Source organism: Streptomyces sp. NPDC050703 (genome assembly GCF_040654435.1).
GTDB lineage: Bacteria > Actinomycetota > Actinomycetes > Streptomycetales > Streptomycetaceae > Streptomyces.
In genome coordinates, this window is record NZ_JBFAHX010000002.1 from 53,917 (window position 1) to 73,762 (window position 19,846).

Genomic DNA, 19,846 nt, shown 5'->3' on the forward strand with positions numbered 1-19,846 from the left:
ATGCTGCTCACCGCCCGGACCACGGCCGCACGGCCGAAGGCCCTCCGCACGCCCCGCATCGCCGCCGTCCTCGTCACCGCGACCGCCTCCGCCGCCCTCGTCGCGGCCGGCGCCCCCTCGCCGATCGCCCCGCTCGGCATCGGCGACCCGCTCTTCCCGCACCTGGGCAACCCCGGGTACGACGTGACGTCGTACGACATCGCCTTCACCTACCGCGGTGACAACCGCAAGCCGCTGGAAGCCGTCACCAAGATCGACGCCCGTGTCACGCAGCCCCTCCAGCGCGTGAACCTGGACTTCGCGCACGGCAAGGTCCGCTCCGCCGAGGTCAACGGCGAGTCCGTCCGCTCCGCGAGCAGCGGCGAGGACCTGGTCCTCACGCCGGCCGAACCGGTCGGACCCGGTGAGCGGCTGCGGATCACCGTTCGGCACACCAGCGACCCGGCCACCGGCAAGAAGAGCGGCTGGCTCCGCACCACGGACGGCCTCGCCATGGCCAACCAGGCCGACGCCGCCCACCTGGTCTTCCCGTGCAACGACCACCCCGCCGACAAGGCGATGTTCACCTTCCGCGTCACCGCCCCCAAGGGACTCACCGCCGTCGCCAACGGCCTCCCGGCCGGCGGGCCCCGCCACCACGGCTCCACCACGACCCGGGCCTACCGCACCCACCACCCCATGGCCACCGAACTGGCCCAGGTGTCGATCGGACGCTCCACCGTGCTGCACCGCGAGGGCCCGCACGGCCTGCCCCTACGCGATGTGGTGCCCACCAAGGACCGCAAGGCCCTGGAGCGCTGGCTGAAGAAGACGCCCGGCCAGATGGAGTGGATGGAGAGGAAGGTCGGCCGGTACCCCTTCGAGACCTACGGGCTCCTCATCGCCCCGGTGAAGACCGGCTTCGAGCTGGAGACGCAGACGCTGTCCCTCTTCGAGGAGCGGCTCTTCACCCTTCCCCACATCCCCGAGTGGAACGTCGACGCGCTCATGGTGCACGAGCTGGCGCACCAGTGGTTCGGCGACAGTGTGAGCCCGCAGACCTGGTCGGACCTCTGGCTCAGCGAGGGCCACGCCACCTGGTACGAGGCCCTCTACACAGAGGAGAGGACGCAGCGGTCCCTGGAGGACCGCATGCGCGAGGCTTACCGCGACTCCGACGGCTGGCGGGCCGACGGCGGGCCGCCAGCGAGGCCGAAGCGGCCCGCCCCCGGCCAGAAGATCAGCCCGTTCCGGCCCGTGGTCTACGACGGCAGCGCCCTGGTGCTCTACGCGCTGCGCCAGGAGATGGGGCACGGGGCCTTCGCGCGCCTGGAGCGCCAGTGGGTCCGCGCCCACCGCGACGGCAACGCGACGACCGCCGACTTCGTGCGGCTCGCCTCCCGGAACGCGGGACGTGACCTGGGCGGATTCTTCGACGCCTGGCTGTACGGGGAGAAGACGCCGCCCATGCCGGGGCACCCGGACTGGCGTAAGGGGCCCGTGCGCGGGAAGTAGCCCCGGGAACTCGCCGGACGGGCCGGACGATAATCCGGATGACGAGACGGGCCGTGCCGTGCAACCATCGTCAGGTCGACGGCGCGGCGGCCGATCCGGACTCCGGGACATCCCCTCGGGGGCATCTCCGGGCCCGCCGGGCCCGGCCTCGGGAATGTCCGGGTCACCTCGGGCGTTGTCGACTGTGACGGGTCCCGGGATCCGTCCGCACCTCCACCGGCGAATCGACGAATCGACGTAAGGATCCAATGACCTCCTCTTCTTCCCCTTCCCAGGACGTACAGAGCTTCGCGCAGAACTACCCCGAAGGTCTTCGGGCCGATGCCCTGATGGAAGAGGACGTCGCCTGGAGCCACGAGATCGACGGAGAGCGTGACGGCGATCAGCTCGACCGCTCCGAGCGCGCGGCCCTGCGCCGCGTCGCCGGCCTCTCCACCGAGCTTGAGGACGTCACCGAGGTCGAGTACCGCCAGCTCCGCCTGGAGCGCGTGGTCCTCGTCGGAGTGTGGACCTCCGGAACCGTGGACGACGCGGAGAACTCCCTCGCGGAGCTGGCCGCTCTCGCGGAGACCGCGGGCGCGCTCGTGCTCGACGGCGTGGTGCAGCGCCGCGACAAGCCGGACCCGGCGACGTACATCGGCTCCGGCAAGGCCCTCGAACTGCGCGACATCGTGCTCGAAACCGGTGCCGACACCGTCGTCTGCGACGGTGAGCTGAGCCCCGGCCAGCTCATCCACCTCGAAGACGTCGTCAAGGTCAAGGTGGTCGACAGGACCGCCCTGATCCTCGACATCTTCGCCCAGCACGCCAAGTCCCGAGAGGGCAAGGCGCAGGTCGCCCTGGCACAGATGCAGTACATGCTGCCGAGGCTCCGCGGCTGGGGCCAGTCGCTCTCCCGGCAGATGGGTGGCGGCGGCGGTGGCGGCATGGCCACGCGTGGTCCCGGTGAGACCAAGATCGAGACGGACCGGCGGCGCATCCGCGAGAAGATGGCGAAGATGCGCCGGGAGATCGCGGAGATGAAGACGGGCCGCGACATCAAGCGCCAGGAGCGCCGGCGCAACAAGGTGCCCTCGGTCGCCATCGCCGGTTACACCAACGCGGGCAAGTCCTCGCTCCTCAACCGCCTCACGGGCGCGGGCGTACTGGTGGAGAACGCACTGTTCGCCACCCTCGACCCGACCGTGCGCCGGGCCGAGACCCCGGGCGGCAGGCTGTACACCCTGGCCGACACCGTCGGGTTCGTGCGGCACCTGCCGCACCACCTCGTCGAGGCGTTCCGCTCCACGATGGAGGAGGTCGCCGACTCCGACCTGATCCTGCACGTGGTGGACGGTTCGCACCCCGTTCCGGAGGAGCAGCTCGCCGCCGTGCGCGAGGTCATCCGCGACGTGGGCGCGACCGATGTGCCCGAGATCGTGGTGATCAACAAGGCGGACGCGGCGGACCCGCTGGTCCTGCAGCGTCTCCTGCGCAACGAGAAGCACGCGATCGCGGTCTCCGCGCGCACCGGTGCCGGCATCGACGAGCTGCTCGCGCTCATCGACGTCGAGCTGCCGCGGCCCGAGGTCGAGATCGAGGCCCTCGTTCCGTACACCCAGGGCCAGCTCGTCTCGCGGGCGCACGCCGAGGGCGAGGTGCTCTCCGAGGAGCACACCGCCGACGGCACACTGCTCAAGGCGCGGGTGCACGAGGAGCTCGCCGCGGAACTCAATCCGTACGTTCCGGCCGCGCACTGAGCGCACGAGGCCGGACATGACGAAGGCCCGCCCCCCTCGCTGGGGGCGGGCCTTCGCCGTATCAGGTGTGCCGGGCGGCTGCCGCGTACCAGGAAGCGCGTACGGCTACCGGAAACTGTCGAGTGCGGCTACCGGGAGCCGTACTTCTCGCTCATCATGTCGTAGACCTGCTCGGCGCCCTTGCCGAGCTGCGGGCCCGCGAGCCAGGTGTTCTCGGTCGGGCCGATCGAGGTGTTCGACACGAGCTGCGTCTTGCCGTTCACCATGCGGAACCAGCCGCCGCCGGAGGAGCCGCCGGTCATCGTGCAGCCGATGCGGTACATCGTCGGCAGGGACGGCGACAGCGAGAGGCGGCCGGGCCTGTCCACGCACTTGTGCATCATGAGGCCGTTGTACGGCGGAGCGGCGGGGTAGCCCCAGGCGCCCATCGAGCCGACGCTCCGCGTGGCCGGGGCCGAGAAGTCGACGTCGAGCGCGTTGCCGACGGTCTCCTCCAGGGACTTGCCGCCCTGCTCCGGCTTCACGTGCATGACGGCGTAGTCGTAGGTCGCTCCCGCGCCGCCCGTGGGGCCGCCCTCGTCGATCCACTCGTTGGAGGTCGAGACCCAGTCGGCCCAGTACTGGCCGTAGGGGGCGATCTCCTGCGGGGCCGCGTTGCCCAGTTCGGCCTCGGACTTGCCCAGGTCGTTGTACGAGGGCACGAAGGCGATGTTGCGGTACCAACCACCGTTCCTGCCCGCGTGCACGCAGTGGCCCGCGGTCCACACCAGGTTGGACTTGCCGGGGTTGCGCGGGTCCTTCACGACGGTGCCGGAGCAGACCATCGAGCCTTCGGGAGAGTCGAAGAAGATCTTGCCGACGGGTGCGGCGTGCTCGTGGTACGGCGTCTTCTCGGGCTTCGCCCGGACCGGAGTCGGCGCGGGATCGGTGGCACCCTGGTCGGCGGCCGCGTCCTTCGACGCGATCGTCTTGTTCGGGTCCTTCGCGTCCTTCATCCGCTCGGGCTTCCACAGGTCCTTGATGACCGGGTTGACGAAGTCACTCGCCTCGCGCAGCCACTTGTCCTTGTCGAAGTTCTTCCAGCCGCCGTTCTCCCACTTGTCCGGGTCGATGCCGTGCTCCTTGAGCTTGTCGGCGAGCCTGCCCGGCAGCCGGGAGTCGGAGCCGGACCCGTCGGAGTCGGCGGACTCGGCGGCGCTCGACGAGCCGCCGGCCTCGTCCTCGCTCGGGCCGCAGGCCGTGGCGGTGAGCGCCAGGGTCGCGGCGAGCCCGGTGGCGGCGAGCGCGACGCGCCGCCCACGGCTGCGCGCGAACGGCGCACGAGTGGAACGCATGGTGCAGGTACCCCCGTTGTGGAACGTGTGATTGCCTGTGATTTGCCATGTACGTGTCATATGCCGCCCCGGAGTGCCCCGGGTCGACGCGACACCTCACTATGCCTGGGGGATCGGGGACGAACAGCGGTGGGGTCGTGAAGGTTTCCGGCGACCCCGCCGTCGTACGACGGATCGGCGGGAGCGGCTCCCCGGAGCGACCGCCGACCGTTCAAGTGGCGGTCGGCGGTCGGCGGTCGCTCCGCGGTGACTACTGGTCGGCGAACTTCTTGCTGACCGCGTCGTAGATGCCCTCGGCCTCCTTGCCGAGGCGCGGCCCGGCCAGCCAGCCCGCCGTCACCGGACCGATGGAGGTGTTCGACACCAGGGCCGGCTTACCGTCCTGACCAGGGGCGACCCAGCCGCCACCGGAGGAACCGCCGGTCATGGTGCAGCCGACGCGGTACATCGTCGGATCGGACTTGCTGAGCGAGAGCCGTCCGGGCTTGCCGGCGCACTGGAACAGCTTCTGGCCGTCGAACGGCGGCGCCGCCGGGTAACCGGTCGCCGTCAGGGACTTGACCTGCGGCACGGCCGGGGCGTCGAAGTCCACGGGAAGCGCCGAACCGACGGTCTCCTCCAGCGACTTGCCCTCGCTGCCCTTCTCGGGCTTCACATGCATGACCGCGAAGTCGTAGGGAGCGCCGGCGCCGCCCGTCGGGCCGCCGCGCTCGATCCACTGGTCGGAGGTCTGCGCCCAGTCACCCCACCAGACGCCGTACGGGGCGACCTCTTCCTTGGGCGCGTTCTGCAGCTCCGCGGCGGACTTGCCGCTGTCGTTGTACGAGGGGACGAAGATCATGTTCCGGTACCAGCCGCCCTTGGCGCCCGCGTGCACGCAGTGGCCCGCGGTCCACACCATGTTGGACTTGCCGGGGTTGGCCGGGTCCTTCACCACGGTCGCCGAGCAGACCATCGAACCGTCGGGGCCGTCGAAGAAGAGCTTGCCGGAGGCGGGAGCCTGATCGTGGTACGGCGTCTTCACCGCGGCCGCTTCCACGGGCTCGGGCGTCGGGTCGGTGACGCCCTGGTCACCGGAGATGTCGTTCTCGTCGACGCCCCGGTCCGGGTTCTTGTCGGCGTCCCGCATCCGGTCCGGGTCCCAGAGGTCCTCGATGATCGGGTTGACGAACTCACCGGCCTCGCGCAGCCACTTGTCCTTGTCGAAGTTCTTCCAGCCGCCGTTCTCCCACTTGTCCAGGTCGATCCCGTGCTCTTTGAGCTTGTCCTTGAGGTCGGCCGGAATCTCGAACCTGTCGCCGTTGGCGCCATCGGCCCGGGACGACGACGAGTCGCCGCCGGCGTTGTCCTCGCCGGGCCCACAGGCCGTGGCGGTCAGCACGAGCGCCGCGCCGAGCGCCACAGCGGCCGCCACGGGGGAGGTGCGGTTGCGCGTGCTCCTCCCGTTCCGTGCGGTGAAGAGCGGACGTATGGGTCGCATCGAGAGATTCCCCCTGGGCCTCGTAAATCAGTACAGAAGTGCTGGTCATCGGGGTGTTCGGACACCCGTCGCCTCCGGCGCGAGCGCCCCCTTGGCCGGGAGTCGTCGCGACCCTTTGGCCGATGAACGGCCCCCACACTATGCCGGTGCCATGGGGGACTGCCGACAGGAGGGCAACGGTTCCGCAACGGCAAGATCTTCCGATGGCCCCCGTGCCCCGACCGGGGGCACCGTCGTTGGTACGTACGGGGGAGCCGCAGCCTGCGTTCATCCCCCTGCCAACTCGTCTGCCGGTCCGGCCAGTTGGGCGCTCCCCGGAGCCGCCCGGCCGGAACGCGCTCGTCCCCAGCGGGAGGACCAACAGTCGTGGCCGTGATCGAGCCTGCGCCCGCGGCGGCGTCCGCAGCACCCTCCGGAACACAAGCACCCTCCGGAACACAAGCAGCATCCGGGCCGAGGGCACCTTTCGTGCCGGTGTCCCCATCGGAGGCCCTGCCCATGTCTCCGGCCCATCAAGAAGCCGCCGTCCAGGAGGGCATCCTGCGGCGGCAGTCCACGCGTGAGTCGGCCGCACGGACCTACGCGCGCGCCCTGCCGATCGTGCCGGTGCGAGCGCGCGGCATGACCATCGAAGGCGCCGACGGGCGCCGCTACCTCGACTGCCTCTCGGGTGCCGGGACCCTCGCCCTCGGGCACAACCACCCCGTGGTGCTCGAAGCGATCAGGCAGGTCCTCGACTCCGGGGCACCGCTGCACGTGCTCGACCTGGCGACGCCCGTCAAGGACGACTTCACCAGCGAACTGTTCCGCACGCTGCCGCCCGGCCTCGCCGAGCGCGCCCGCATCCAGTTCTGCGGCCCCGCCGGGACGGACGCGGTGGAGGCGGCGCTGAAGCTGGTGCGCGCGGCCACGGGCCGCGACGGCATGCTGGCCTTCACCGGCGCCTACCACGGGATGACGGCCGGAGCACTGGAGGTGTCCGGCGCCGCGCCGAGCGTCCGCGTCGCCCGCCTGCCCTATCCCCAGGACTACCGCTGCCCGTTCGGTCTCGGCGGGCAGGGCGGCGCGGAACTCTCCGCACGCTGGACCGAGAACCTCATCGACGACACCAAATCCGGCGTCCCCGCGCCCGCCGGCATGATCCTCGAACCGGTCCAGGGCGAGGGCGGTGTCCTGCCCGCCCCGGACGGCTGGCTGCGCCGCATGCGTGAGATCACCGCCGCGCGCGGCATCCCACTGATCGTGGACGAGGTGCAGACGGGGGTCGGACGCACCGGAGCCTTCTGGGCCGTCGAGCACAGCGGCATCGTGCCGGACGTGATGGTGCTCTCGAAGGCGATCGGCGGCAGCCTGCCACTGGCCGTCGTGGTCTACCGCGACGACCTCGACCTCTGGCCGCCCGGCGCCCACGCGGGCACCTTCCGCGGCAACCAGCTCGCCATGGCCGCGGGCGCTGCCACCCTCGCGTACGTACGGGAACACGGCCTCGCCGAACGCGCCGCCACCCTCGGCGCCCGCATGCTGGCCCAGCTCAGGTCACTGGCCGTGGACCACCCCTGTGTGGGTGAGGTCCGCGGCCGGGGGCTGATGATCGGCGTCGAGCTGGTGGACGCGGGGTGCGACCGCGATCGGCTCGAAGACACGATCGAGGCCGAGATCGAGCACGGCCCGCGCGCCGATGCCTCCGACGGACTGCCGCCCACCGCCCGGCCCCGCCCGCCGGCACCGGAACTCGCCGCCACCGTGCAGCGGGAGTGCCTGCGGCGCGGGCTCATCGTCGAGCTGGGTGGCCGGCACTCCAGCGTCGTACGGCTGCTCCCTCCTCTGACCATCACGGACGAACAGGCGTCCGCGGTCCTCGACCGCCTCGCCGACGCGCTGGCCGCCGCGGCGCGCCACGACCACGGATAGCCGAGATGGGCCCGGGCCGTTCCGGCTGCCATGAGCCCGGGTCCTTCTCGGCCCCGTCGCCCCTGGAGACCGACCCACTTCCCAAGGAACCCCTCTTGAATGCCACTCCCGCTTCCGAAGGCCGCTCCCACCCCCAGGTCCCAGGTGCGTGCGGCACTCCGTCCTCGCTGGTGGCGGAGTCCGGTACGGTCCCCCGGCAGATGGGCGGCGGCCAAGCGGCCGAGCACCTGCACGGCGCCTCGACCGACCTGCTGGAGCACCCCTCCCCGTACGTCGCCGCACAGGCCGCGGCCGTGGAGAACCTGCTGCGCTGCTGGGTACGGGAGAACGGCCTCCCCGCTCCCGACCAGGGCACCCTGCGCGTGCCGCTCACCGCGAGCGGCACGGCCCTGCTCGTCCCCGTGCACTACTGGTCGGCCACCGGCTGGCACCGCTTCGGCCTGCCGCACCTGGAGGACGGCCCGGCCGGCGCCCCTCCCGTCGACGCGGTCACCGTCGCCGCGCTGCTGGGCCGGGAGACGGCTCGCCGGGAAGCGGCCGCGGCGGCCGCGGGGGCGGAGGATGCCACACCGCCGGCCCACACGGCCGATCCCGCAGCCGCGGTCGCCTCTGCCCCGACGGCCCTCCCGACAGCCGCCGAGGCCGACCCCGCCGCCACCGCGCACGCGCCCTCCGCGACCACGGAGACCGACGGCGGCGACCTGGTCGGCCGGGTCGCCGACTCCGTGCGGCGTACCGCCCAGTTCATCGCCGACCGCCGCGGCAACCCGGGCGACGAACCCGACCTCTTCCTCTCCGCGGAACAGTCACTGCTCCTCGGGCACCCCCTGCATCCGACCCCCAAGAGCCGCGAGGGTCTGTCCGACACCGAGAACCGCCTGTACTCGCCGGAGTCACGCGGCGCCTTCGCCCTCCACTGGCTCGCCGTCGACCGGTCCGTGCTCGCCTCGGACTCGGCCTGGACGGAGCGGGGCCGCACCGTCCCCGCCGACCGGCTCACCGCACGGCTCGCCGGTCCGGGGCTGCCCCTGCCGGACGGCCGCGCGGCCCTGCCCGTGCACCCCTGGCAGATCCGCGAGCTGCGCCACCGCCCCGCCGCCGCGGACCTCCTCGACGCCGGGCTGCTCCAGGACCTCGGCCCGCACGGCACCCCCTGGCACCCCACCTCCTCCGTACGCACTCTCTACCGCTCCGACGCGGCCGCCATGCTCAAGCTCTCCCTGGGCCTGCGCATCACCAACTCCCGTCGCGAGAACCTCCGCAAGGAACTCCACCGCGGCGTCGAGGTCCACCGTCTGCTCCGCACCGGTCTGGCCGAGCAGTGGCAGGCGGCCCACCCCGGCTTCGACGTGATCCGCGACCCCGCGTGGCTCGCCGCCACCGGACCGGACGGCGCGCCCGTCCCCGGGCTCGACGTCATGATCCGGCACAACCCCTTCGGCCCCGGCGACGACGCCACCTGCGTGGCCGGGCTCGTCTCGCCCCGGCCATCCGGCCGGGCCGCGGACCACGAGCAGCAGCCCATGCGCTCGCGGCTCGCCGAGATCGTCACCAGGCTCGCCGGGCAGACCGGTCACCCGCGCGGCGCCGTCGCCGCCGAGTGGTTCCTGCGCTACCTCAAGACCGTCGTGCGCCCCGTGCTCTGGCTGGACAGCGAGGCGGGCGTCGCCCTGGAGGCGCATCAGCAGAACACGATCATCCTGCTCGACCCCGACGGCTGGCCCGTGGGCGGCCGTTACCGCGACAACCAGGGCTACTACTTCCGCGAGTCCCGGCGCGCCGAACTGGAGAAGAGGCTTCCCGGCATCGGCCGGCACAGCGACACCTTCGTCTCCGACGAGGTGACGGACGAGCGGTTCGCCTACTACCTCGGCATCAACAACGTCCTCGGTCTCATCGGAGCCTTCGGCGCCGAACGCCTCGCCGACGAGCGCCTGTTGCTCGCCGCCTTCCGCCGCTTCCTCGGCGACGTCGCCTCCGGGCCCGACAGGCTGCGCACCTCCTTGCCCGCGACGCTGCTCGACTCACCCGTACTGCGGTGCAAGGCCAACCTGCTGACCCGGCTGCACGGGCTCGACGAGCTCGTCGGCCCCGTCGACACGCAGTCCGTCTACGTCACCATCGCCAACCCCCTTCACCCCCTCCATTCCTGAGAGCCATGCCGTACCTCTTCTGACAGGAGCGATGCCGTGTCCCCTCCCGATGCGCGCGCCGACGCGGGAGCCGGTTCCGCAGCGTCCGCAGCCACTCACGCGGACACCCTCGACCTGCGCCTGCCCGAAGAGGTGGCCTCCCTGCCCGCCGACACCGGCGCCGGCACCCTCGCGGCGGACGACCTCCTCGACCGGGTCGCCGACTGGGGCCCGACGACCACCACCGCCGGTGTCCTCCAGCTCGTACCCGTCCGCCTCGGACGCGACCTCCCACTGATCAGCCGGTGGATGAACGACCCCGCCGTCTCGGCCTTCTGGGAACTCGCGGGCCCCGAGGCCGTGACCGAGGCCCATCTGCGACCCCAGCTCGACGGAGACGGGCGCAGCGTCCCCTGCCTCGGCGTCCTCGACGGCACGCCGATGAGCTACTGGGAGATCTACCGGGCAGACCTCGACCCGCTGGCGCGTCACTACCCCGCACGCCCGCACGACACCGGGATCCACCTCCTCATCGGCGGTGTCGCCAACCGTGGCCAGGGCCTCGGTACGTCACTGCTCAGAGCCGTCGCGGACCTGGTGTTCGCACACCGTCCCGCCTGCACACGCGTCGTGGCCGAACCCGACCTGCGCAACACCCCCTCCGTCTCCGCCTTTCTCAGCGCCGGCTTCCGCTTCTCCGTCGAAGTGGACCTCCCCGACAAGCGGGCGGCACTGATGATCTCCGACCGGGCCCTGCGCGCAGTGCTACGACCCGATCACGCTTAGTACAACTCCGCTCGACCCGATCCGGTTCCCTCCCTGAGGAGTTCCCGTGCCGAATCCCTCCGACAGCCCGAGCCCCCGCCCGGCCGCGACGCTGTACGACCCACCCGAGCTGACCCGGGACAGATGGCAGAGAGCCGGCCGCCGCCTGCTGGCGAAGATGATCGGCGAGTTCGCGTACGAGGAGATCATCCGGCCCGAGCCGGTCGAGGAACGCGAGGCGGTGCCCGGGGTGAGCCGCGGTGCCTCCTCCTACCGCCTCCGCATCGACCCCGCCGAGACGGACGTGCCCGCCGTCGCGGCCAAGACGGACACGTGGGCCGAGACCACCGCCGCGCCAGAGGCCCTCGCCGCGGCCGGCCGGGACCGCGGCAGCCGGCTCTCCTTCCGGGCCCGCCGTGGCTCGTACGGCAGCTGGTACGTGGACCCGGACAGCCTCACCCTGGCCGAGGGGGACGGCGAGGCCCGCCCCTTCCACGACCCGATCCGGTTCCTCGTGCTGGCCCGCCGCACGCTGGGGCTCGACGGCGCCACCCTCGGCCACCTCGTCCGCGAGCTGAGCTTCACGCTCTGCTCCGACACCCGGATAGAACGCACCGCGCTCTCCGCGGCGCGGCTCGCCGACCTCGGGTACGCGGAACTCGAAGGGCACCAGACCGGCCACCCCTGGCTGATCCTCAACAAGGGGCGCATCGGATTCTCGGCGAGTGACACCGACCGCTGGGCCCCCGAGGCGCGCCGCCCCACCGCGCTTCCCTGGATAGCGGTCCACACCGACATCGCCGTCTACCGGGGCGTCACCGGCCTGGACACCGCCCAGCAGCTCTACGCCCGCGAACTCACCAGAGCCACCCGGGAGTCATTCGAGGGCTTACTCCGCGCGCGTGGACTCGATCCCGGTGACTACCTCTACTTGCCGGTGCACCCCTGGCAGTGGGACGAGACCGTGCTGCCGCTCTTCGCCCCCTCGGTCGCCGCCGACGCCATCGTCCCGCTGGGCAGCGACGGTGACCTGCGCCTTCCCCAGCAGTCCATCCGCACCTTCCTGAACACCTCCCGCCCGGACCGGCACTCCGTGAAGCTGCCGCTGTCGGTCCTGAACACGCTGGTGTGGCGCGGCCTCCCCACCGAGCGCACCATCGCGGCGCCCGCCGTCACGGCGTGGATGCACTCCCTGCGCGACGCCGACCCGTTCCTGCGCGACGAGTGCGGGGTGATCCTGCTCGGCGAGGTGGCGTCCGTCGCCGTCGAGCACCCCGTCTACGACGGGCTGCCAGAGGTCCCGTACCAGTACAGAGAGCTTCTCGGAGCCATCTGGCGCGAACCGATCACGCGGTACCTCGCCCCCGACGAACGCGCGCGTACGCTCGCCTCCCTCCTGCACACCGACCCCGAGGGCCGGGCCTTCGTGGCGGAACTCGTCGAACGCTCCGGGCTGACCCCCGAGGTGTGGCTGCGCCGGCTCTTCGCCGCCCTGCTGCCCCCGCTGCTGCACTTCCTCTACCGCTACGGCACCGTCTTCTCGCCCCACGGAGAGAACGCCATCGTCGTCTTCGACGACAAGGACGTGCCCGTCCGGCTCGCGGTGAAGGACTTCGTGGACGACGTCAACGTGAGTTCCGTGCCGCTGCCCGAGCAGGACTCGATGCCCGCCGACGTGCGTGAGGTCCTGCTGACCGAGCCGCCCGAGTTCCTCACCCAGTTCATCCACTCCGGTCTCTTCGTGGGGGTCTTCCGCTATCTCGCGCCGCTGTGCGAGGAGCAACTGGGCGTCAGCGAGGCCGCGTTCTGGCATGCCGTGCGCGCCGAGATCCTGCGGCACCAGGCGCACGCCCCGGAGCTGAAGGAGCGGTACGCGATGTTCGACCTGCTCACACCCCGCATCGAGCGGCTGTGCCTCAACCGGAACCGCCTCCATCTCGACGGCTACCGCGACCGTCCGCAGCGCCCGCACGCCGCCGTCCACGGCACGGTGCCCAACCCCCTGCACCAGCCGTGATCGCGGGATTGTCAGTGGGGCACCGTAGGGTGGTCGCGCTATGACGAAGCCCTCCCTCCCCGAGCTCCTGCACGCCGCCGTCGCCGCTGTCGGCGGCACGGAGCGGCCTGGCCAGGTGGCCATGGCCGAGACCGTGGCCGCCGCGATCGACGACGGCTCCCATCTGCTGGTCCAGGCCGGCACCGGCACGGGCAAGTCCCTCGGCTATCTGGTGCCCGCCCTGGCGCATGGGGAGCGCGTGGTCGTCGCCACGGCCACGCTCGCCCTGCAGCGCCAGCTCGTGGAGCGGGACCTGCCGCGCACGGTGGACGCGCTGCACCCGCTGCTGCGCCGCCGCCCGCAGTTCGCGATGCTCAAGGGCCGCTCGAACTACCTGTGCCTGCACCGCCTGCACGAAGGCATGCCGCAGGACGAGGAGGAGGGCCTCTTCGACCAGTTCGAGGCGGCCGCCCCCACCAGCAAGCTGGGCCAGGATTTGCTGAGGATGCGGGACTGGGCCGACGAGACCGAGACCGGCGACCGCGACGACCTCACCCCCGGTGTGTCCGACCGGGCCTGGGCCCAGGTCTCGGTCTCCTCGCGGGAGTGCCTGGGCGCCTCGAAGTGCGCCTACGGAGCGGAGTGCTTCGCGGAGGCGGCCCGCGAGCGCGCCAAGCTCTCCGACGTCGTCGTCACGAACCACGCGCTGCTCGCGATCGACGCCATCGAGGGTGCCCCCGTCCTGCCGCAGCACGAGGTGCTGATCGTGGACGAGGCCCATGAGCTGGTCTCGCGGGTCACCGGCGTCGCCACGGGCGAGCTCACGCCGGGGCAGGTCAACCGGGCGGTGCGGCGCGCGGCCAAGCTCGTCAACGAAAAGGCGGCCGACCAGCTCCAGACCGCCGCCGAGGGCTTCGAGCGCCTGATGGAGCTCGCCCTCCCCGGCCGCCTGGAGGAGATCCCCGAGGATCTCGGCTATGCCCTGATGGCCCTGCGGGACGCCGCGCGCACGGTGATCACGGCGCTCGGTTCCACCAGGGACAAGTCCGTCCAGGACGAGGACGCCGTACGCAAGCAGGCGCTCGCCTCGGTGGAGTCGATCCACGACGTGGCGGAGCGGATCACCAACGGCTCCGAGTGGGACGTCGTCTGGTACGAGCGGCACGACCGCTTCGGCGCCTCGCTGCGGGTCGCCCCGATGTCCGTGTCCGGCCTCCTGCGGGAGAAGCTGTTCAGCGACCGCTCGGTCACCCTGACGTCGGCCACGCTCAAGCTCGGCGGTGACTTCAACGGCGTGGGTGCTTCGCTGGGCCTGGCCCCGGAGGGCACCGAGGCCGAGGACGCGCCCGTCTGGAAGGGCCTGGACGTCGGCTCTCCTTTCGACTACGGCAAGCAGGGCATCCTCTACGTGGCGAAGCACCTGGCGCGTCCGGGGCGCGAGGGGACCCGTGACGACATGCTCGACGAGCTGACGGAGCTGATCGAGGCGTCCGGCGGGCGCACGCTCGGCCTGTTCTCCTCCATGCGGGCCGCCCAGAGCGCCGCCGAGGAGCTGCGGGGCCGCCTGGACATGCCCATCCTGCTGCAGGGCGAGGAGACGCTCGGCGAGCTGATCAAGGGCTTCGCCGCGGACGCGCGGACCTGCCTCTTCGGGACGCTCTCGCTCTGGCAGGGCGTGGACGTGCCGGGCCCGAGCTGCCAGCTCGTGGTCATGGACAAGATCCCGTTCCCGCGGCCGGACGATCCGCTGATGAGCGCCCGCCAGAAGGCGGTCGACGAGGCCGGCGGCAATGGCTTCATGGCGGTCGCGGCCACGCACGCGGCACTGCTGATGGCGCAGGGCGCCGGCCGCCTCGTACGGGCGACGGGGGACCGCGGTGTGGTCGCCGTCCTGGACCCCCGTCTGGCGACCGCGCGGTACGGCAGCTATCTGCGGGCCTCGCTGCCCGACTTCTGGTACACGACCGACCGCAATCAGGTGCGCCGCTCCCTGGCCGCGATCGACGCCGCGGCGAAGGCGGACGAGGCGTAGCGCCCGGGGCCCGCGCGGCGGGGGCCCGCTGGGGGTCCGTCCCCGGACACAGCAGGACCCCGGAACCGGCGCAGTTGGTTCCGGGGCCCGGTCAGGGGCGGGAGGGTCACACCCGCCGCAGCACCGCCACGACCTTGCCGAGGATGGTGGCCTCGTCGCCGGGGATCGGCTGGTACGCGGAGTTGTGCGGAAGCAGCCAGACGTGGCCGTCCTCGCGCTTGAAGCGCTTGACCGTGGCTTCGCCGTCGAGCATGGCCGCCACGATGTCGCCGTTCTCCGCGACGGGCTGGCGGCGGACGGTGACCCAGTCGCCGTCACAGATCGCGGCCTCGATCATCGAGTCACCGACGACCTTCAGCACGAAGAGCTCGCCGTCGCCGACCAGCTGCCGGGGGAGGGGGAAGACGTCCTCCACCGACTCCTCGGCGAGGATCGGGCCACCGGCGGCGATGCGGCCGACCAGCGGGACGTACGAGGCGGCGGGCTTGCCCGTGGTGTCGGTGGGCTGGCTGCTCGGCTGGTCCGAGCCGCGCACCTCGTACGCCCGGGGGCGGTGGGGGTCGCGGCGCAGGAAGCCCTTGCGCTCCAGGGCCATCAGCTGGTGGGCGACCGAGGAGGTGCTGGAGAGGCCGACGGCCTGTCCGATCTCCCGCATCGACGGTGGGTAGCCCCGCCGCTGCACGGAGTCCCTGATCACCTCGATGACCCTGCGCTGCCTGTCCGTGAGGCCCGAGCTGTCCGCGCGGATGCCTGGAGGTCGGCCCGGCAGGGAGCGAGCGGGCGTGTGCCCCTCCTGGTTCGTCACTGCGTCATTCATGGCATGCACCGGCTCGAGTCGGCTCTGGGCAGTGATGGTGGCGCTGTCTGCGGTGGTGGTCACTTCGGTCGGCCCCTCTCGAGATGTTCTCTCCCTAGCTAGCCAACGGTAGTAGCTTTCGAAAGGTTGCGCCAAACACACGTTCGAGTGAAAAATCGGCGATTACCTGCCGTGATCATGTGTCCGGGTGTATGGCCTACGTTCGGGCCGAAGGGCAATTCGGTTCATTACGGTACGCTTCACCGCTGTGGTCGCGAGCCCTCCCGCAGGGCTCCCATACTGCCATCCAGTGCCCCGTCAACCCCGCACCGGGCCCCCGCCGCGAGTGCCGCGTCCGGGGCTCGCCGCTGTCCGCCGACCGTCCGGCCGGTACGACACGCTCGGGGCGGAAGTTGTAGCCGAACCCCACATGTAGTGGCTACTTTGCATCCGCAGCCCAGAAGTAGTGGTCCCCGGTCTTTCGGGACTCCTGGGATCGCCTATGCTGGGGGCTGCTTCGAGGGGCTCAAGAGCCCTCCGAGGCGTTCGAGTCGTGCCGTGAAGGAGGGTTGGAAGTTCCATGCACTGCCCCTTCTGCAGGCACCCCGACAGCCGTGTCGTCGACAGTCGCACCACCGACGACGGCACGTCGATCCGCAGACGCCGTCAGTGCCCCGACTGCTCCCGTCGTTTCACGACCGTGGAGACATGCTCACTGATGGTGGTCAAGCGCAGCGGAGTGACCGAGCCCTTCAGCCGTACGAAGGTCATCAACGGCGTTCGCAAGGCGTGCCAGGGACGGCCCGTGACCGAGGACGCGCTCGCCCTGCTCGGCCAGCGGGTCGAAGAGGCGGTGCGTGCCACCGGCAGCGCGGAGCTCACCACTCACGATGTCGGCCTCGCCATACTGGGCCCGCTGCAGGAGCTCGACCTCGTCGCCTACCTGCGCTTCGCGTCCGTGTACCGCGCCTTCGACTCGCTTGAGGACTTCGAAGCCGCCATCGCGGAGCTGAGGGAACAGCGGCTCGACGCGGAGCCGTGCGACGCGGGCGGAGAGCGCGTCGTGAACGACCACGGGCCCGGAGGGACTGTCGAAGTCCCCGTGCCCGCCACCGCCGCCGACTGAATCGGCCGAACGGCGGCAACACAGACCTGCCGAGGGCGTCCTTCGTGATGCCCGCGGCATCAGACACACATCCGTGCCATGGGAAGAACGTGGCACTTCAGGGCGTTTTAGCCTGAAACAGGGAGGCGGCATGACCGAGACGACGAGCGGCCCGGCACGAGGTTCCCGCGCCAAGGGGTCCAAGGCCAGCAAGGGTCTGCGCATCGAGCGCGTCCACACGACCCCCGGCGTGCACCCGTATGACGAGGTGGCCTGGGAGAGCCGTGACGTCGTCATGACCAACTGGCGCGACGGCTCGATCAACTTCGAGCAGCGTGGCGTCGAGTTCCCCGACTTCTGGTCGGTGAACGCGGTCAACATCGTCACCAGCAAGTACTTCCGCGGGGCCGTCGGCACCCCGCAGCGCGAGACCGGCCTCAAGCAGCTGATCGACCGCATCGTGAAGACCTACCGCAAGGCCGGCGAGGACCACGGCTACTTCTCCTCGCCCGCCGACGCCGAGATCTTCGAGCACGAGCTGGCCTACGCCCTCCTGCACCAGATCTTCAGCTTCAACTCCCCGGTCTGGTTCAACGTCGGCACGCCCCAGCCGCAGCAGGTCTCCGCCTGCTTCATCCTGTCCGTCGACGACTCCATGGAGTCGATCCTCGACTGGTACAAGGAAGAGGGCATGATCTTCAAGGGCGGCTCCGGCGCCGGCCTGAACCTCTCCCGCATCCGCTCCTCCAAGGAGCTGCTGTCCTCCGGCGGCAACGCCTCGGGCCCCGTCTCCTTCATGCGCGGCGCCGACGCCTCCGCGGGAACCATCAAGTCCGGCGGCGCCACGCGCCGCGCGGCCAAGATGGTCATCCTCGACGTCGACCACCCCGACATCGAGGGCTTCATCGAGACCAAGGTGAAGGAAGAGGAGAAGATCCGCGCCCTGCGCGACGCGGGCTTCGACATGGACCTGGGCGGCGACGACATCACGTCCGTCCAGTACCAGAACGCCAACAACTCGGTCCGCGTGAACGACACGTTCATGAAGGCGGTCGAGGAGGGCGGCAAGTTCGGCCTCACCTCCCGCATGACGGGCGAGGTCATCGAGGAGGTCGACGCCAAGTCGCTCTTCCGCAAGATGGCCGAGGCCGCCTGGGCCTGCGCCGACCCCGGCATCCAGTACGACGACACCATCAACGCCTGGCACACCTGCCCGGAGTCCGGCCGCATCAACGGCTCGAACCCGTGCAGTGAGTACATGCACCTGGACAACACGTCCTGCAACCTCGCCTCGCTGAACCTGATGAAGTTCCTGAAGGACGACGGCAAGGGCAACCAGTCGTTCGACTCCGAGCGCTTCTCCAAGGTCGTCGAGCTGGTCATCACCGCGATGGACATCTCGATCTGCTTCGCGGACTTCCCGACGCAGAAGATCGGCGAGAACACCCGCGCCTTCCGCCAGCTGGGCATCGGCTACGCCAACCTCGGCGCCCTCCTGATGGCCACCGGCCACGCCTACGACTCCGACGGCGGCCGTGCCCTCGCCGGCGCCATCACCTCGCTGATGACGGGTACGTCGTACAAGCGCTCCGCCGAGCTCGCCGCGGTCGTCGGTCCCTACGACGGCTACGCCAAGAACGCCACGCCGCACCAGCGCGTCATGAAGCAGCACGCCGACGCCAACGCCTCGGCCGTCCGCATGGACGACCTCGACTCGCCGATCTGGGCCGCCGCCACGGAGGCCTGGCAGGACGTGATCCGCCTCGGCGAGAAGAACGGCTTCCGCAACTCCCAGGCGTCCGTCATCGCCCCGACCGGCACCATCGGTCTCGCGATGTCCTGCGACACCACCGGCCTGGAGCCCGACCTCGCCCTGGTGAAGTTCAAGAAGCTCGTCGGCGGCGGCTCGATGCAGATCGTCAACGGCACCGTGCCGCAGGCCCTGCGCCGCCTGGGCTACCAGGAGGAGCAGATCGAGGCGATCGTCGCCCACATCGCCGAGAACGGCAACGTGATCGACGCCCCCGGCCTGAAGACCGAGCACTACGAGGTCTTCGACTGCGCCATGGGCGAGCGCTCCATCTCCGCGATGGGCCACGTCCGCATGATGGCCGCGATCCAGCCGTGGATCTCGGGCGCCCTCTCCAAGACGGTCAACCTCCCCGAGACCGCCACGGTCGAGGACGTCGAAGAGGTCTACTTCGAGGCGTGGAAGATGGGCGTCAAGGCGCTCGCCATCTACCGCGACAACTGCAAGGTCGGCCAGCCCCTCTCCGCCAAGAAGAAGGAGGAGGAGAAGGCCGAGATCACCGAGAAGGCCGAGGACACGATCCGCGCCGCGGTCGAGAAGGTGGTCGAGTACCGCCCCGTCCGCAAGCGCCTCCCCAAGGGCCGCCCGGGGATCACCACCTCCTTCACCGTGGGTGGCGCCGAGGGCTACATGACCGCCAACTCCTACCCGGACGACGGTCTCGGCGAGGTCTTCCTGAAGATGTCCAAGCAGGGCTCGACCCTCGCGGGCATGATGGACGCCTTCTCCATCGCCGTCTCGGTCGGCCTGCAGTACGGCGTGCCGCTGGAGACGTACGTCTCGAAGTTCACGAACATGCGCTTCGAGCCGGCCGGCATGACGGACGACCCGGACGTGCGGATGGCGCAGTCGATCGTCGACTACATCTTCCGCCGCCTCGCGCTGGACTTCCTGCCCTTCGAGACGCGCTCCGCGCTCGGCATCCACTCCGCCGAGGAGCGCCAGCGCCACCTGGAGACCGGTTCGTACGAGCCGTCCCTCGACGAGTCCGAGGTCGAGGTCGAGACGCTGGCGCAGTCGGCTCCGCGGCAGACCGAGTCGCTGAAGGCGGTCGCCACGCCGAAGGCCGAGGCCGAGTCCGCCAAGGCCGCCCCGCAGCAGGCGCACACCAGCGCCGAGCTGGTCGAGATGCAGCTGGGCATCCAGGCCGACGCCCCGCTGTGCTTCTCCTGCGGCACGAAGATGCAGCGGGCGGGCTCCTGCTACATCTGCGAGGGCTGCGGGTCCACCAGCGGCTGCAGCTGATGACGTG

12 protein-coding genes are annotated in these 19,846 nt (G+C 70.9%); 9 read left to right on the plus strand and 3 right to left on the minus strand.

Translation table 11 applies throughout. From position 1 onward, the window contains the following. The gene (locus AB0I16_RS01995) at positions 1-1,494 is read left to right on the plus strand and encodes a M1 family metallopeptidase (RefSeq protein WP_363247349.1); all 1,494 of its coding nucleotides are present in this window, start codon (positions 1-3) and stop codon (positions 1,492-1,494) included. Positions 1,495-1,742: 248 nt separating this feature from the next. Then, positions 1,743-3,233: a GTPase HflX gene (gene hflX, locus AB0I16_RS02000; protein WP_363247350.1), complete on the plus strand. Its 1,491-nt coding sequence runs from the start codon at positions 1,743-1,745 to the stop codon at positions 3,231-3,233. A 128-nt stretch (positions 3,234-3,361) separates the two neighbouring features. Here hflX and AB0I16_RS02005 read toward each other — a convergent pair whose 3' ends face one another. Beyond that, positions 3,362-4,567, minus strand: coding sequence for a hypothetical protein (locus AB0I16_RS02005; RefSeq protein WP_363247351.1), 1,206 nt, complete (start codon positions 4,565-4,567; stop codon positions 3,362-3,364). Between the two features lie 250 nt (positions 4,568-4,817). Then, positions 4,818-6,047, minus strand: a complete 1,230-nt coding sequence (locus AB0I16_RS02010) for a hypothetical protein (RefSeq protein ID WP_363247352.1) — start codon at positions 6,045-6,047, stop codon at positions 4,818-4,820. A 498-nt stretch (positions 6,048-6,545) separates the two neighbouring features. Between AB0I16_RS02010 and AB0I16_RS02015 the strand changes: the two genes are divergently transcribed. The 5 genes from AB0I16_RS02015 to AB0I16_RS02035 all read left to right on the plus strand — a co-directional run bounded on the left by AB0I16_RS02015 (position 6,546) and on the right by AB0I16_RS02035 (position 14,883). Continuing rightward, positions 6,546-7,958: a diaminobutyrate--2-oxoglutarate transaminase family protein gene (locus AB0I16_RS02015; RefSeq protein WP_363247353.1), complete on the plus strand. Its 1,413-nt coding sequence runs from the start codon at positions 6,546-6,548 to the stop codon at positions 7,956-7,958. A 200-nt stretch (positions 7,959-8,158) separates the two neighbouring features. Continuing rightward, positions 8,159-10,111 carry an IucA/IucC family protein gene (locus AB0I16_RS02020; RefSeq protein ID WP_363247354.1) on the plus strand — a complete coding sequence of 651 codons (1,953 nt, stop codon included), beginning with the start codon at positions 8,159-8,161 and terminating at the stop codon, positions 10,109-10,111. Positions 10,112-10,147: 36 nt separating this feature from the next. Further along, positions 10,148-10,876: a GNAT family N-acetyltransferase gene (locus AB0I16_RS02025; RefSeq protein WP_363247355.1), complete on the plus strand. Its 729-nt coding sequence runs from the start codon at positions 10,148-10,150 to the stop codon at positions 10,874-10,876. 157 nt (positions 10,877-11,033) lie between these two features. After that, positions 11,034-12,872, plus strand: coding sequence for an IucA/IucC family siderophore biosynthesis protein (locus AB0I16_RS02030; RefSeq protein ID WP_363247557.1), 1,839 nt, complete (start codon positions 11,034-11,036; stop codon positions 12,870-12,872). A 40-nt stretch (positions 12,873-12,912) separates the two neighbouring features. Beyond that, positions 12,913-14,883 (plus strand): ATP-dependent DNA helicase, encoded by a 1,971-nt coding sequence (locus tag AB0I16_RS02035; RefSeq protein WP_363247356.1) that lies wholly within the window; start codon positions 12,913-12,915, stop codon positions 14,881-14,883. Positions 14,884-14,989: 106 nt separating this feature from the next. Here the strand turns inward: AB0I16_RS02035 and lexA are convergent, their stop codons facing one another. Continuing rightward, entirely contained in the window at positions 14,990-15,763 is a 774-nt protein-coding gene (lexA, locus tag AB0I16_RS02040; RefSeq protein ID WP_363247357.1) for a transcriptional repressor LexA, read from the minus strand. Between the two features lie 496 nt (positions 15,764-16,259). Between lexA and nrdR the strand changes: the two genes are divergently transcribed. Then, positions 16,260-16,805, plus strand: a complete 546-nt coding sequence (gene nrdR, locus AB0I16_RS02045; RefSeq protein WP_363247358.1) for a transcriptional regulator NrdR — start codon at positions 16,260-16,262, stop codon at positions 16,803-16,805. 130 nt (positions 16,806-16,935) lie between these two features. Beyond that, a complete protein-coding gene (locus AB0I16_RS02050; protein WP_363247359.1) occupies positions 16,936-19,839 on the plus strand; it encodes a vitamin B12-dependent ribonucleotide reductase in 2,904 nt (967 codons plus the stop codon). Positions 19,840-19,846 lie beyond the last annotated feature (7 nt).